Genomic DNA, 16,102 nt, shown 5'->3' with positions numbered 1-16,102 from the left:
ATTATAAGGCGGGCGATGGTGCAGCCATACGATTTTGGATATCATCGACAGTCTGCTGCGTAGCGTCCCCTTTCTCCTGTAATTTGCCAAATGCCGCATTAGCGGCAAAGTCGATTACTTCCTGGGGGGCATGCTGGTGGTAAAGCCCATACATAAGGCCCGCCATGAAACAGTCACCGCTCCCGATTTTGTCAACCACGGAGGGGGTTTGCAACTCCGGCGAGACGTACTGTTTTCCATCCACATCGAGCGTGGCGAAGTACCGGAGTCCGGTAGGCGGAGCATCGAACCGAAACGTGTTGGCGATCACCTTGCATCGCGGGAATCGGCTTTGCAAGGCCTCTGCCGTGGCCTGGGCGTGCTCCACGTAGTGGGAGCGCTTGCCTTTGGCATGGATGTCGGTATCCAGCGGTATCCCCAGCAAAGCGTGAGCCGACCAAATGTTTCCCATCACGACATCGCAATGTTCCACCAGGTCCGGCATCACTTCGGCAGGAGTCGAGCCGTAGTTCCAGAGCTGCGCCCGGTGATTCAGATCCATGGAAATAGTTATCCCCCTCTCCGAAGCGGCCACTACCAATTCCTTGCAGGCCCGGGCCACGCCGGCATTGAGGGCCGGGCTGATCGCGCTCAGGTGCAACCACTTCTTGTCTTGCAGGATCGGCTGCCAATCCACCTGGTTGGCGTCCAGGTCCGAAAAGGATGAATAATTCCGGTCATAGTGAACGCCTCCCTGCTTAAGATCGCCGCCCTGCGTGAGATAGTAGCTGCCGATCCGCTGCCCGGAACGAAGGATGGGTGTCGGGTCTATTCCCCTACTTTCAACGTAGTCGATGATGTCATCGGCCAGTGGATTTCTGGGCAAAGCCGAGCAGTAAGCCACGGGCAGGTCCCAGCGGGCCAGCGCAGTGGCCACATTGAGCTCGGCCCCGCCTACAAAGACCGGCAGGGTACCCTGACGAATCCATTCGCCCTGCGGTGCCGGGGAGAACCGCAGCAGCACCTCCCCGAAAGAGCATATTTCAGCTTTCATGAGGCAAACCGTTTATACAGCATCAGAAGGTTCTATGGTAGGCTTTCCCGATCCGCTTAGCAGGTAAACCGCGCCTACGCCCAGGGGCACCAGCAGGGCCGCCATACCGAAAAAGGATGTATAGCTTTCCTGGGTCATGTAAGGTACGAGCCAGGTTGTGATCAAAACACCGAATACGGCACTGGTGCCACTGATGCCCGCCAGTGTTCCGACCGACTTCCCGGAGAAGAAATCAGAAGGCAGGGTCTGGATATTGCCAATGGCGATCTGAAACCCGAGCAGGGCGACGAATATAGCCATCATGGCTTCTTCGGGGCTGCGCACGAAGGCGCTCACAATCAAAGCGGGTAGCATGAGCAATCCACCCAGCCCGACGCACAGTTTACGGGCCTTGATGACCGGCCAGCCTTTGCGGATCAGCCATCCCACCAGCAAACCGCCGCCGATGCTGCCAATCGCGGCTCCCACGTAGGGGAACCATGCGAACGCACCAATTTGCTTGATATCGAACCCGAACTCATCGTTCAGATAAATGGGCAGCCAGCTAATGAAAAGCCACCAGATGGGGTCCAAAAAGAAACGGGAAAGTATCACTGCCCAGGATTGCTTAAAACCCAGTAGTTTCTTGACCGACAGTCCCGGATCATTTTGGATGACTTCGGGCGGTTGTCCGTCCAGGATGTAAGTCCGCTCAGCCTTCGAAAGCCAGGGGTGTTTGTCGGGTGAGGCCTTGTTGATCAGCCACCAGGGAATAATCCACAGCAGCCCTATGGCACCGATGAGCAGAAAAGTACCCCGCCAGCCCAAGCTCCCGTAGAAGTAGGCAATCAGGGGCGCTGAAATGACCGCGCCCAGCGCAGCACCGGCGTTGAACAGCCCTTGGGCAAAGGCCCGTTCCCGCACCGGAAACCATTCGGCGTTGGACTTGGTGGCACCCGGCCAGTTGCCTGCTTCGCCTAATCCGAGTAACGCCCGGAACAGGGCGAAGGAACCAAGTCCACGGGCCACGGCATGCAGGGCCGCAGCCACCGACCACAGGCCGATGGAAAGTACGAAGCCCAGCCGCGTACCGACCCGGTCGAACAACCGACCCGATACGGTTTGGCTGATGCCGTAGGCAACCATGAAGAACGACACCACCAGCGCGTACTGCTCTTTGTCCAGTTGCAGATCGTCGGCAATGCCCGGCCACATGACCGCCAGCGCGTTGCGGTCGATGTAGTTGATGATAGTGGCCAGGGCGATCAGGCCGATGATCCACCAGCGCAGGCCTTGCACCTTGCCTTCGGGCTCTACTTCGGGAGATGTAGAAACGGGAGCAGACTCGGAAGTTGGTAGGTTTTTCATAGGGTCGGTTTAGTTGGTCGCAGAAGATTCGACTTCTTCCTCGGGGTTGGTGATTTTGGTAGTCATGAAATCCTCACGGATCGGGCTGAACACGTCGAGCAACACGCCCGCTTCCAGGCAGAGGGCTCCGTGGGGAGTGTGTGGCGGAATATAAAAAGCATCGTTGGTTTTAAGTACTTTCTTTTTGGACCCGATCGTCACTTCAAAAGCCCCGCTCTCCACGTAGGTAACCTGGCTATGGTGATGGTCGTGAATCGGCCCGATGCTCCCTTCCTGGAATTCAGCTTTCACTAACATGATAAGGTCGTCGTAGGCCATGATCTTGCGGCGGACACCGTTCCCTACCACTTCCCAATCGAGGTCTTGATCGGCTATAAACACTTCACTTACGTAGTTCATTTATTCAGTTGTTTTAGTTGAAAAAAAATCTTGGTCAGTACCCGGTATTCTGCGCGATAGTCAGCGATGGGTTCGTGTCGATTTCACGCTGTGGTATGGGCAATAGCAATTTATCGGCTGTAACATTGGCCTGCAACTGGGGCAATGTCAGAATTGGGGCAGGGTATTGGGCGTAGTGCGAGGCGTATTCTGCCGCAAAATGATCTTTCAATACGTCCACCGCTTTAATGGTGGTCAGGGTAGTATTGTATCGTAACAAATCAAAGAATCGGTGATTTTCAAAAGCCAGTTCGAGGCGTCTTTCTTCTGCCAAAGCCTGCTCAAAAGTTGCCACACTATTGACCGTGGAAGGCAGCGCCGTAAGCCCGGCTCTTGCTCTGACCAAATTGATCAAGGCAATGCTCTCTGGCGTAAACCCTTGTGCTTCGGCCAACAGCAACAGTACATCGGCAAACCGAATGACCGGCCAGTCACTTTCACCATCGTTTGACAAAACCACCGGACTCAGGTACTTGGGAACATACAACCTCGCCGCAGTACCCGTACCGAAAGTGGCGATGTTGGTGGCTTTTCTCGCATCTTTCGGATTGGCGTTGAACAGCGCGTTCAAATCGGTAGTGGGCGTATTGAGGCCCTGGCCGGAACCATTGATGATGGTCGAGCCGCTGTTCAGCGCCGCGAAGCTGTTGCCAAAACTCGAACCAAGTCCCAAACCGCCCGCCTTGTGTCGCACCGTGAAGAGGATTTCCGAGTTCATTTCGTTGCTGATAGAAAACACACTGGCGTAAGAAGCCTGCAGCCCGTAGCCGCTATTGCTCACTACATCCTGCAACAGCGTGGCTGCTTCCGCCTTTCTGTTCAAGGTCAGATACACTTTTCCCAATAGTGCCTTAGCGGCCCACTGGTTGGCCCGGCCGATGTTTGCTCCCGTAATTTGGGCAAATTTGGCAGGGCTCAGGTAGGTGGTGGCGGTCTTCAAATCCGCTTCGATCAGTTTGTACATATCAACAGGACTCGAACGATTGATCGATTTGGCTTCCTGCGCCGAGATGGGCGTATGCACTAAAAACACCCCGCCGAACAGCCGCACCAAATTGAAGTAATGGTGACTTCTGATAAAAAGGGCTTCTCCCGCCAACTGTTTACGGTCGGTGTCAGAGATAGCGATATCGATGTTTTGCAACGAAAGCGTTCCGGCCGAAGGGTCATAGACCACGCCGAGCCTTTGCAATACGATATTGGCGTTCCGAATGTTATTGTACGTAGTGAGCCAGTACGTGTAGATTCCAGTGTGGATCGTGGCGGGCAGGAACATATCCAGATCGCTCAAATCACGGTTGGTCGAACTTGAACTGGCGGGTACACCCTGTTTGGAATTATCAGAGCGGAGTTCAGTCAATTGCCATTCGGTTGCCAACGGGGCTTGCATACCGTTGTAGGCGCCCGTGAGACCAGCCCTGACTTCATCCACCGTGGAATAGTAGGTACCGGTGTTGAGGTTAGACTGCGGGTACAAATCGATTACTTTCTCACAGCCACCAAGACCCAGGCAAACAAGCAGGAATAAAGATTGTATGTATTTCATGATTATTGTCTTTTGACGGTTAGAAACTTACATCAACACCTAAGCGGAATGACTTATTGATCGGGTAGCTTCCCCGTTGGTACCCGTCAACGAGAGGCGTGTTGTAAACGCCCGACGAGGAGGCAGCCTCGGGATTCAAACCCCGGTACCCTTTGGCCGTCAGGAAGAGGAGGTTCTGGGCGTTGGCATAGAAGCGCACCGATCCCATTCGCATTCTTTTGAGCAGCTGTTTAGGTAGCGTGTACCCCACAATCACTTCCCTCAACGACTGATAGGAAGCGTCTTCCACCACGTAGTCGGTCAGCATCCAGTTAAAACCAGAAGTGTAATAAGGCGTTTTGCCATTGCCCGGGTTGAGGGGGCTCAACCATTTGTCGGTAGTGTTGAAGTTGGCGTTGGTACGCTTGATCTCATTGTAGTTCGGGTCGCCGTTTATCACCTGCCCGCCCTGTGAGCCCTGCAGCATGAAACTCAGGTCAAAGCCTTTTACTTTGAAATTGTTGGTGAGTCCCCAAATAAAATCCGGGTAAGGATTGCCAATGACGGTACGGTCGTTGATGTCCAGCTTGCCGTCGTTATTGATGTCCACCAATTTCAAACCGCCCGGTACAAAGACGTTCGACAGCGCACTAGTGAGTTTCGACTCGGCAATTTGGTTCTGTGAAAGCCATACCCCATCGGTTTTGTACCCCATAAATTGCACCAACGGACCACCTACCTGGTTAAGGTACAGCTCGGTACGCTCGCCCTGATTCAATAACTGAGACTCTGAACCAAGCGCCAATATTTTGTTGGTGTTGCGCGAAATGTTAGCAGAAGTTCTCCATTCGAAATTACTCCTTCTGACATTATTGGTAGTCAACTCAAACTCGATTCCCCTGTTTTGCAGGCTACCGATGTTGTTCCAGGTTTGGGGAACGCCCGTAAAAGCCTGCGTGGCTTGTCGTAGCAGCAATTGGTCGGTTTGGGATTGGTAAACATCCAGAGCAAACGAAACGGCATTTCTGAACAGAGCAACGTCCAGACCTCCGTTGTACTGGAAGGTGCGCTCCCAGGTGATGTTGGCGTTGGAAAGAATTTCCTTTGAAGGTACTTGACCCGAGGCCACCGTTCCTGTTCCGGCACCCAGCGGATAATTGGCATTGTAAAGCAAATCGACAAACGCAAAATCAACGATCCGGTTGTTGCCCGTCACCCCGTAGCTTCCGCGCAGTTTGAGGGTCGTAAGCCAGTTTACACTTTTCATGAAACTCTCCTCAGACACAATCCAGCCCACCGAAGCCGAAGGGAAGTACCCCCACTTATTGCCCGGAGCGAAGTAAGAACTACCATCAACCCGAAAGCTGGCTGCCAGTAAATATTTGCCGCTGTAAGAATAATTGACTCTGCCCAAATAGGACAGCAAGCCTATTTTATTTTTGGTCGTGTAGGTGTTCTCTCTGTCGATGGACAACGCCGTGTTGAGGGTCGTGATGTTATCACTTGGATAATCCAAACCGGTAGTTCGGGCCTGGGAAATCGTGGTGACCTGCGCTGTATAACCTGCCAATACGCCAAATGAGTGCTTGTTAAAATCCCTGGTATAATTCAAGGTATTTTCGCTCAATAGATCGACAAAGAGGTTATTGTTATAAACACCTCTGTTGACATCACCAGCTCTTGCGGAGTTTCTTTTGGTATAATCCAGGCCGTTGGTTACGTTGACGTATGCGCTGGCGAGGGTTTTGAAGTCAAGCCCTGGCAGCAGGTTGATGGTCAAATCACCCGAACTAAGCACGCGGTAGTCGTTGGTGGCGTAGTTCCTCGATTCCAGGACCGACTTGGGTTGCTGGTTGCTGGTCGCAAACGGATCCACCACGGACGTGCCGCTCGACCAGGTACTTCCGTCGGGCATCAAGCCTGAGTAAGTACGGTTGGCAAAATAACGGGCCTGCGCGTAGTCGCCCGCTTGCACGTCGGCGTAGAGGGGGTTTTGTCTCACAAACGCCGCCGAGGTTTCGTTCAAATACACGGGGTGAAAACTCCGCCAGCGGGCGAAATCGTTAAATTCGATACCTGGTCTTTCCCTTTTGATAAAAGAAGGGCTGAGATTGATGTTGAGCTTTACCCTCTTCCCCAGATTCATATTCAGTTTGGTCTGAACGTTGAACTTCTCGTATTCGCTGTGGTACATGATTCCCTGGTCGTTTTGGTAACCGCCCGAGATATAGTACCTCGTGTCTCGGGTTCCGCCCGAAACATTGAGTTGTACGTTTCTTACATTGGCCGTCCTGAGAGCCTGACTTTGCCAGTCCGTTTCGCCGCCAATGATTTCTTTTTCGAGAATGTAGGCGGCTCTGTCGGCAGAAATAACGGTGTTGTTGGCCGCCGTGATGGCCGGGTCGGTGGCCCGGATGGCAGCTTCGTCAAACAGTCTTTCCACGTAGGCACTGGTACTCAGAATATCGTACCGGCTGTAAGCAGATTTTACGCCTTGTGAGTATTTGACGTTGTACTTCGTTTTTTCGGACTTCCCGCTTTTGGTGGTGATCAAAATAACACCGCTGGCCCCCCGTGAACCGTAAATAGCCGCGGAGGCCGCATCTTTCAGTACTTCCACCGATTCAACATCGGCAGTATTGACAAACGCCAGCCCATCCGCTACCGGGTGTCCATCGACGACCACCAGCGGGTTGGCACCAGCGTTCACCGAGCCTACGCCACGAATCCTGATTTTGGGGTCAGAACCTGCTTCAGAAGACGTATTTTGAATCTGGACACCGGCTATTTTACCTTGCAGAGCCTGATCGATTCGGGCCACGGGTGCTTCGTCCAGACTTTCGTTTTTGTACTTGACAACCGCCCCCGTAATGTCGCCTTTCTTCTGCGTACCGTACCCTACCACCACCACCTCGTTCAGGTTTTGGTTTTCTTCATCCATCACAACATCCAAAGCAGACTTGCTGCCTACCGATATTTCCACCGGCTTATAACCAATGAAACTGAAAACGAGAGTCGCATCATCCGACAGACCGGATAATTCAAACATACCTTCCGCATTTGTTGAAGTACCCCTGGTGGTACCTTTACTGGCTACGTTGACGCCGGGCATGGCGTCGCCTTTCTGGTCAGTAACCTTGCCGGAAACTTTCCGGTCCTGCGCATAGGAAGTCACTGTGAGCAGTACGCCCAGCAGTAGCCCCAAGAGGCCACGACTTCTCGTTGTTGTTTTCATTTGCTTGGTAGATTTAGTAAATAGTGAATAAAAATTGGTGTAAGCTTATTTGTTAATATTTTTGATTTGATAGTACCCCTTCCACGCAAAATCCCCGTCGCTTAGCCGCACCTGGTGGGATTGTTGTCCGTCGGGGTCCTGATTGGCCACGGCCAGTCGGAATTTCCGTCCGTTTCGGTACGCCACTTCCACGATAGTGGCCTCGGGGGAATCGTGCAACAAGCGCAGTCCGGCGATGGCACTCTGGGCACCCGATGCCGTTTCGGCGGTGGGGTCAAACTGCCCGTGGGGCTCGATGACGGATAGAAAGCTGCCGCCCCGCGCCCATTTCTGCCGGACGATCATCGCTGGTTCCGGGCGGAGGTTGAAGCTGGGGTCGTTGGCCCCGATTCTGGTCAGGAACAATCGGGCGGTCGAGTCGGTAGCCGTCGTCACCGAATAAAACCGACTGTTATTCAGCCAGGTAAGCGTGGCCGGGGACGTCTTGGGAGTAGCCTCGGCTTCGACCCACAGGTGTTGATAGCCGTTGTTCTTGCCCAGAGTTTGGCGACTTGTCAGGAAGGGCTGGTAGGGAAATGATGTTTCAATCAGATGTCCGGCGTAGTAAAAGGGCAGGTCATACTGGTGCGCCTTTTCAGCGTTCACCCGGAAAATATCCACCACGATCGGCTTATCCTGCGCACTTTCCCGGTATAACAACAGGGTACGCTGTAGCTTGACATCCGAATAGGCCGTGTTGGCCCGGGCACTGACAATCTGCGCGCTGGGCTGGTTGATGTCAGCAAAATAAAGTTCACCTGATTCCTCTTCTGCGGCTTTTTCCTTGCCACCGAAGTGCGGTTTCTCATCTACTGTCACCGTGTTGTGGGCGATCGTCTGCATGGCGAACGAGTCGTTTTCGGGCAAGTACCTTCCCCCGAATTTGGGTTCGACGTTCAGGAAACGCGCCGCGCCGTAGTCGGTAAGAATCTCGCGTCCTTCGTCGTAGAATGCCAGCATTAGTTTATCGAAATGGCCGTGCGAAAGTCCATGCGCCGTATACTTGAAAACCACACTCGATTGCTCGTCCCCGGCACCCGACCGCAGAATAGCCAAACCGCCCGATTTCCCCTCCGGCCCGTCGGAATACAATACCGACTTACGAACAAAATCAGTGACTTCTTTTGTGGTAGTCTTTACTAATTTGGCCACTTCGACCCCACCCGCATTGAGCAGCACCCGGCCTTGCTGTACTGCCAGTTGCCGCAAAGAAGGGTCGATGCCATAGCGCTGAAAGGTAATCGCAAGGGCCGAAACGAGTTCCTGGGTGTCCCAGCCTTTTTCCTTCAGCGCGTCATTGAGCGGGTAAAACTTCCCGTCGCTGTTCGTCAGCTGGAGCGTTGCGTAAAACGCTTTTTTCAGGATCTGATTCCGGTACTCGAATATGCGCTGGCTGGGTTCGTTGTTCTCGATTGCCTGCGCAAACCAGAAAAACGGCAGCAGCGCGTAACGAACGTAGTATGGCCCTTCGGTGTAATAGCCATCCGGCGAAAACAGCGTGCTCATTTGCGCCAGGAATCCGCCCTTACCATCTTTTTCGGTGCCAAGCAGCGCTTTTTGCACCAAATCCTGATCCTTCAAAACGTAGCCCGTCATGCCCACCGCCGCCACCGCCCAAACCCCGTGGTTGTGCACCAGATTGAACCAGGGTTTCAGATCTTCGGTAAGAAATCGGCACATGGGTCGAAAGGCACCATTCTCTATTTTTTTTCTTTCCTCGGTAGTCAACGTTTCATACACCGCGTCGTACCCCTGAATACTGTATGCCAGCCAGTTGCAATCATTTAGTGCCTGGTGGAAGAGTCTGCCCGGAGAAGAACCCCTGGCCTGAGGGTGATTTTTCAGGCCGGGGATCATCCGGCTGTATTGTAGCAGCATATCGCGCACAAACATGGCGTACTTCTTATCCTTGCTGATGGAATAGCATAGTCCGGCGGCCTGCATTGCGTAATAGTTGCGCTTGTGTTGCTCATGGGTGTACCCGCCCGCCGGATCGACGGGAACGGGTACATCCATGGGCGTGGCTAATCCCTGGTCCGCAATCTCCTGCATAGCTGCGTAGCTCTTGCCCAGCAGAGGGTACTGGGCCAGTCCCTTTCGGACAGCTACCATGTCGGCAGGCCGTGACAACAGGGACGGGTGCCGGTCAGGCTCCTGAGCCAGGGCGGGCAAACACAGCAAGAGCAGAAGCAGAAGACGCATCATTTTCAAAAGGGAATAGGAGTAGGTGAAAAGCAAGGGGCACTATTCCTATTTAAATGAAATAGGTACCGCCGTTGATTTCCATAGAGGAACCTGTAATGAATGAAGCGGAATCCGATGCCAGATACACGACCAGATCAGCTACCTCACCAGCGAGTCCTTCCCGTCGCAGGGGAGTCATCCCTGCCACTTTTTCGCGAACTTCCGGCTTTGTGAATGTATCATGGAAAGTAGTGGAAATCATGCCGGGCGAAATCGCGTTGACCCGGATCCCCTTGGGCCCCAGCTCCTTGGCCATTCCTCTTGTCATCGTTAGCACACCACCCTTGGCCGTAGCGTAGGCAATGGCTCCCGGTCCGCCGCCATCGCGGGCCGCCTGGGAAGAGAAGTTGATAATTGATCCGCCCGAAGCCATGTGGGGAATGGCATACTTGCTGACCAGAAAGGCCGATTTTAAGTTGACATCCATAACAAAGCCCCAGAAATCTTCGTCCATTTCGTCCATTGTTTTACGTCCCACCAGGCCACCGACCACATTAACGACAATGTCTATACGTTGACCAAATGCTTCCGTACAGGACTTGATCAGCTGTTGCACATCGGCGGCTTTGGTCATGTCGCCCTGAATCCCGATTACTTCGCCTTCACGTTCCTGAATCAGCTCCTTCGTTTCCGACGCCTGTTCCTCAGAATCGAAATAATTGAAACAAACTTTGACGCCTGCTTCGGCCAGGGCCACGGAAATTTGACGACCGATGTCACGAGCTCCGCCGGTGACTAATGCTACTTTACCTGATAGGTTCTTCATCAAAAAAATTTAGTAAAATGAAAAGTGGACTTTAATTGTGATTGGAAACTGCGACGGGCGAATTGGACAGAAAGCCAACATCGCGTCCGTCGGTCGCCCCACCGATGAGCGGCGAGGGAGCCCTCAGCCGGTAGTCGAAAATGTCGGGATCGACAAAGCTCGTGGGCAACTTGGTGACGCTCTTTTGGGGTATGGGATAGAAAGATTCAACCCGGCCTGCTTTGTAAAAATTGCAGTTCGATAACCGATTGTAAGCCCAGCCGTAATCCTCGTATCGGATGGCCCGACCGGCCCGGCCGCTGTTGTGAAAGAGGCTGTTGCGTATGTCTGTCCACTGCACGCCCATGACTTTGAGCACGTGGCCCAACTCCACATTGCCGACCATATCGAAGGTGCAGTGGTTTATGGTCAGGAAAGGACCCAGGGTACTTTCATCATTGCCGCCCCGGTAGAGATCCAAGGCACCCGTCAGGATGTTGGTAAACAGGCAGTTTTCCAGGATGACATATTCTGCGTTGTAGATGCCCTTGTCTTCCTTTTCGGCCGCCAGGCTCAGCACATCGCCCGAAATATTGGTAAAAATACAATTGGTGAATTGAATAGTGTCCGCGTAGGTACTTTTGGTGGCCCGGAAAGCACTTTTCCGGCTATCGGCCAAGTCGGCGAAAACGCAGTCATTGACAAACAGGCTGTAGTGCTCGATCATGGGCTGCTGGCTGGTGCGTATGATGCAGTCGGCCACGTCGTTTTTCGAAGTGCCGTTCAGTGACAATCCGTTCAGGCGTAAAATGCCCCCGTTCTCGATAGTGAAAAGAGAAAAGTCGCTGGCCTCCCCTGCATAAACCACCTGCGGCCGGGCTGACAGACCCGCTTTGGCGCGGATGGTAAGGGGCTGATTTATAGAAATAGTTTTAGAAATCGGATAACTACCTTCTCCAATTAGTTCGATAATATCACCTGCCTTGGCTTGCTGAACGACCCGGTACAGGGCCTCCGATTCTCCCGCTTCGACGGACCAAACCTTACCGATTTTGGTAGAAGGCTCATGGTTGGGCCGGAACCAACCGGGTCCGGCTTCGGCGGGCTTCAAAGGAAGGTGCATCGTGCCCACCGAACCCGGTAGAACGGCACCCGCCACCCCGGCACTCTGGCGGGGCATTCCGGTGATGTCCTTCGGCACTTCGGCCAGCGGCTTGCCACTTTCTTTTTTGCCAGGCAGAGGAACAACCAGGCCATCGGAAGTCTTCATTATCTTTAAGGTCGCGGCCGACATTCCGTGGAGGTAAGGCTTGCTACCAAGCTGCGCCAGGTTGCCGTGGAAGGAAATTCCGCTGATGTTATCATACACATGGAAGAGCGAATCAGCAGCCGGATTATAAAATACATTATTGATGAATCGCACGTTTTCGGGCCTTGCGGTGCGTTCCAGGTCTTTCCCGGCGGCCAGCTCGATATGATCACAGTTAACAAATGTATTATTGGCAATCAGGACATCGCGCACCTGATGGTAGCGGTTGATGGGCGAGTTGGGGACGGCATTCATGATCGTGAGGGCCGAGCGGAACTGGTCACCTTTGAGGTCGGCGAAGTAGTTGTTCACAATGGTGTGCCCGGCGTTAATCACCCGGACGCCGCCGGTATGGGGCTTGCCATTTCCTAAAAAAAAGTTGCCCTCGATTAGATTGCGGTTGCCGTGCCGAAGTACCAGGCCACCTTCACATTCAACAAAGAGGTTACGCCGGACTACGTTGTCGCACGACTTAATAGAGATGATTTCCACCTCACCATTGCATTGATAGAAATAGTTTTCCTCGATAATCGTCCGGGAAGAGGTCAATGAGTACGTCGAAACACCGACCCGGATGGTTTCTCCGCCATTGGAACCCAGCCGGGGGCGGGGACCAAAGTAGTTGTGATCGATGCGGTGGAAATTTTCGCGGCTCTTTTCATCGTTCAGATGCACCGCCAGGGTCACCCCGCCGTTTTTCTTGCCAGCCAGGTAGTTATGGTCGAAACGGTTGTGCTGCCCGTATAACTGAACCCAAATGTCTTCTTTGAAGCGTTCAGGGTTGTTATATGATTCAATGACACAATCGGTCACCCGGCTGTGAAAAGCCATATTATCGGCATTTTCCCGAAATTCGATCACCCCGCCGCCGGGAGTTTGGCCATTTCGGAAGTATAGCCCTGACACCAGCAGGTATTGCCCGGCCAGCCGCAGTCGCGATTTACCTTCTAAAAATACCTTTCCCGTTTCTGCGGCTATGAGTACCACCGGTTTGTCGCTGGTACCGTTGGCCTTGAACACCAACTGCGCGTCCTTCCACGTACCCGCCGCCATCAGTATAGTGTCGCCGGGCTGAACCCGCTTCGTTGCCTTTGCGAACTCATCGGCATTCGACACCCGGATTGTGCTGCTCCGGCTTACGCCCGGGGCCAGCACAAAAGTAAACAGTAAGAGTAGATGGATCGAAAATCTCATATCTTGGAATAGTTCAATATTTATGCAATTATTATAGTGCTCTTCTTATCCTGACTTCTATATAAAGGTAGACCAAAATGTGACTTATTGCAATAATTTCTTGCCCTATTCTCTGTAAAATAAACGTTTTTCTACCGGCAACGCTGCCGGTAACGTTGCCGGTAACGTTGTCAGCCAAAAACTATTTTTCGAGAAAAATCTTATATTAGTACAATACTACCCAACAAGCCGAAAGAAGGCCTGGAATCCGAATTTGCCGGGTGGGGAGATAAGGGAGAGATAAATTTTAGGTTGAACTCAAAATTGTGCTATTTGCTACACAAAACAAAGCTGACCGCCCATGGCCCTTGCAGGAAATCGCCCCCACCGACCGGCTACGATAAAAGACATTGCCCGAGAGTTGAACGTCTCTATCTCGACGGTTTCAAGGGTACTACGCGACATGCCCGATGTGAATGCCGAGACTCGGCAAGCTGTGTTGCAAATGGCGGAAAAACTGGACTACCAGCCCAATCAGGTAGCCCTGAGTCTGGTGACGAAGCGTACCCACACACTGGGTGTTATCGTTCCGAACCTGGATCACTTTTTCTCCGTCGCGGTACGTGGCATCGATGATTTAGCTCTGGAAGCGGGCTACACGGCTATGATATGCCAGTCGAATGAATCTTATGCCCGCGAGATGGTCAATACCCAACGTCTGATGAAGAGTCGCGTTGATGGTCTTATTGTCTCTATATCTAGTGATACTTTCAATGTAGATCATTTCAAGCGGCTGCTACAGAAAAACTACCCCATCGTCTTTTTTGATCGGGTAGGGAGTGATCTCGCAGCCACCAAGGTACTTCTTGATAATGTTGCCGGGGCCGCTATGGCTGTGACACACCTTATCGAACAGGGCTGTCGCCGGATTGCCTACCTGGCCGGGCCGGCCAACTTATCCATCAGCCAGCAAAGGTTGATCGGCTACACTGACACACTAAGGAAATACGGCATACCTATTGAAGAAGAACTGATCGTATACAGCGAGTTCGACCGGGACTACGCTTACAGTTGTACACTCGACCTGCTGAGCCGGCCCAACCGTCCCGATGCCATATTTGCCGTTAGTGATCGTCTGGCTGTTGGTGCATTGTTGGCTCTGAAGGAAAAAAACGTTCAGGTCCCCGAAGAGGTGGCCCTGGTTGGTTTCAACGATGAGCCGCTCATGCGGCTGCTCACTCCTGCCGTATCGAGCGTTGCCCAGTCTGCCTTTGACATGGGGCGGACCGCTGCCCAGCTACTCATTGAACAGATGAGCAGCGAAACTACCCTGCCCCATCGGACAGTCATGCTCAAGCCAACTCTGATCAAACGGGATTCGTCGCTCAGAAAGAAAACTGAAACAACCTGATTTTATTTGCCGGTAACACGTCAGGTGGCACTCTTATTATTGGCTAAAAGCCGGAAGAACCGCCTGCAGCACGAAAAATCACTTGGTGTCTGACGAGCTTTTCAACGGCCAGATCGGATGATCGGTACGGGCAGTGGCAAATAGCGTTGCCATTTTCCGCACGACCTCGGGCTGCTGCCCGGCCACGTTGTTTTGCTCTCTTATATCCTTAGAAAGGTCATATAGTTCAATTTCTCCTTTTGGATCGTGGCGCACGGCTTTCCAGTTACCCTGCCGAATGGCTTGGTCGGTAGTTTTGTTTTCATGAAATTCCCAGTAGAGGTAGTCGTGGGCTGGCTGCTCTTTCCCCAGCAGGGCTGGCAGCAGGGAAATACCATCGGTGGCGGGCGCCTCGGTCCCGGCTATGTCCGCAAAGGTGGGCATCATGTCCCAAAAAGCCGAGGGATGGTTGGAGGTAGCGCCGGGCTTCACGCGTGCGGGCCACTTGACGATGAACGGCACCCGAATGCCCCCTTCGTATAAATCGCGTTTCTGGCCACGCAGCGGGCCACTGCTTGTGAAGTAGGCCGGGTTGGCCCCGCCCTCGCTATGGGGCCCATTGTCGCTCGTGAACATCACGATGGTGTTTTCAGTCAGACCGAGGGCTTCCAATTTATCCATCATCACGCCTACGCAACTATCCAGATGCGAGACCTGCGCGGCGTAAGCGGCGGCGGGAAATTCCTGTGAGCGATAGGCACCCGTGTTGTTGTCGGTCGTATCGGGCGGACCTTTTTTTAGATAAGGCTTTTCGGGTACTTTGCCCTTGTAGCTTTCAAACGCGGCACTGGGCGGAAGCAGCATTTCGGCGTGGGGTGTGGTGTAAGCGAGATACAGGAAGAAAGGGTTCTCCTTATTTTGATCCAGGAAGTTTACGGCTTCTTCCGTAAACAAATCGTTGGAAAAATACCGATTGGCCAGATTCCGGTTTTCGGGAATCTCGATCCGCTCCCCATTGCGGAACAGGTAGCTGGGAAACTGGAAGTGGGCGTGGCCCTGGTTGAGAAAGCCGTAGCTGTAATCGAAGCCCTGTTTGTTCGGCACGCCCGTGGTACCTTCCACACCCATACCCCACTTTCCAATGACGGCGCTCCGGTAGCCTTTTTCGCGCAGTACTTCGGCCAGCGTAATGTCTTTGTCACGTAGTTCCAGGCAGGCCCCGAAGCCATAGGGACCCGTTTCGTAATTGCCCCGCACGTAGTTATGGCCCGGATGAAAACCCGTCATGAATGCCGCCCGCGATGGCGCACACACCGAACTACCCGCGTAATGGTCGGTGAAAAGCATTCCTGCCTGAGCCATTTTATCAAGATTGGGGGTCGCGATAACTTTTTGTCCGTAACAGCCCAAATCCCCGTAGCCGAGGTCATCGGCGAGGATGTAGACAATATTGGGCTTGGCCGAGTTCGCCGATTCATTATTCGTTGAACCATCGCCAGAACCGGTACCGCAGGAAGAAATACCAATAAGGCAGATAAGAAAGAGCAGGGAGGGGTTACGTAGCATCGAGGTTGTATTTTTAGTGCTTTTGGCTTAGCCAAAGGTACAATTCCAGCTACGGTTT

10 protein-coding genes are annotated in these 16,102 nt (G+C 53.0%); 1 reads left to right on the top strand and 9 read right to left on the bottom strand.

Features of this window, described 5'->3' with window-relative positions:
- Nucleotide 1: 1 nt before the first annotated feature.
- The 8 genes from IE117_RS22830 to IE117_RS22795 are packed head-to-tail and all read right to left on the bottom strand — an operon-like array spanning nucleotide 2 to nucleotide 13,109.
- Nucleotides 2-1,033 (bottom strand): sugar kinase, encoded by a 1,032-nt coding sequence (locus IE117_RS22830; RefSeq protein WP_189567737.1) that lies wholly within the window; start codon nucleotides 1,031-1,033, stop codon nucleotides 2-4.
- A 12-nt stretch (nucleotides 1,034-1,045) separates the two neighbouring features.
- The gene (locus tag IE117_RS22825; protein ID WP_189567736.1) at nucleotides 1,046-2,380 is read right to left on the bottom strand and encodes an MFS transporter; all 1,335 of its coding nucleotides are present in this window, start codon (nucleotides 2,378-2,380) and stop codon (nucleotides 1,046-1,048) included.
- Nucleotides 2,381-2,389: 9 nt separating this feature from the next.
- The gene (locus tag IE117_RS22820) at nucleotides 2,390-2,779 is read right to left on the bottom strand and encodes a cupin domain-containing protein (protein WP_189567734.1); all 390 of its coding nucleotides are present in this window, start codon (nucleotides 2,777-2,779) and stop codon (nucleotides 2,390-2,392) included.
- A 34-nt stretch (nucleotides 2,780-2,813) separates the two neighbouring features.
- Nucleotides 2,814-4,364: a RagB/SusD family nutrient uptake outer membrane protein gene (locus IE117_RS22815; protein WP_189567732.1), complete on the bottom strand. Its 1,551-nt coding sequence runs from the start codon at nucleotides 4,362-4,364 to the stop codon at nucleotides 2,814-2,816.
- Between the two features lie 19 nt (nucleotides 4,365-4,383).
- The gene (locus IE117_RS22810; RefSeq protein ID WP_189567730.1) at nucleotides 4,384-7,578 is read right to left on the bottom strand and encodes a SusC/RagA family TonB-linked outer membrane protein; all 3,195 of its coding nucleotides are present in this window, start codon (nucleotides 7,576-7,578) and stop codon (nucleotides 4,384-4,386) included.
- Between the two features lie 45 nt (nucleotides 7,579-7,623).
- Nucleotides 7,624-9,822 carry an alginate lyase family protein gene (locus tag IE117_RS22805; RefSeq protein WP_189567728.1) on the bottom strand — a complete coding sequence of 733 codons (2,199 nt, stop codon included), beginning with the start codon at nucleotides 9,820-9,822 and terminating at the stop codon, nucleotides 7,624-7,626.
- A gap of 49 nt (nucleotides 9,823-9,871) precedes the next feature.
- On the bottom strand, nucleotides 9,872-10,627 hold the full coding sequence (locus IE117_RS22800) for an SDR family NAD(P)-dependent oxidoreductase (RefSeq protein WP_189567726.1): 756 nt from the start codon (nucleotides 10,625-10,627) through the stop codon (nucleotides 9,872-9,874).
- A gap of 31 nt (nucleotides 10,628-10,658) precedes the next feature.
- Entirely contained in the window at nucleotides 10,659-13,109 is a 2,451-nt protein-coding gene (locus IE117_RS22795) for a polysaccharide lyase 6 family protein (RefSeq protein WP_189567724.1), read from the bottom strand.
- A gap of 340 nt (nucleotides 13,110-13,449) precedes the next feature.
- Between IE117_RS22795 and IE117_RS22790 the strand changes: the two genes are divergently transcribed.
- Entirely contained in the window at nucleotides 13,450-14,499 is a 1,050-nt protein-coding gene (locus tag IE117_RS22790) for a LacI family DNA-binding transcriptional regulator (protein WP_189567722.1), read from the top strand.
- 78 nt (nucleotides 14,500-14,577) lie between these two features.
- On the opposite strand, the gene IE117_RS22785 is transcribed toward IE117_RS22790, so the two are convergent.
- A complete protein-coding gene (locus tag IE117_RS22785) occupies nucleotides 14,578-16,044 on the bottom strand; it encodes an arylsulfatase (RefSeq protein WP_189567720.1) in 1,467 nt (488 codons plus the stop codon).
- Nucleotides 16,045-16,102: the final 58 nt, after the last annotated feature.

Source organism: Persicitalea jodogahamensis (genome assembly GCF_014651615.1).
Lineage (GTDB): Bacteria > Bacteroidota > Bacteroidia > Cytophagales > Spirosomataceae > Persicitalea > Persicitalea jodogahamensis.
The sequence above is the reverse complement of the archived record's forward strand: the minus strand, read 5'-3'. Positions and strand labels throughout refer to the sequence as shown.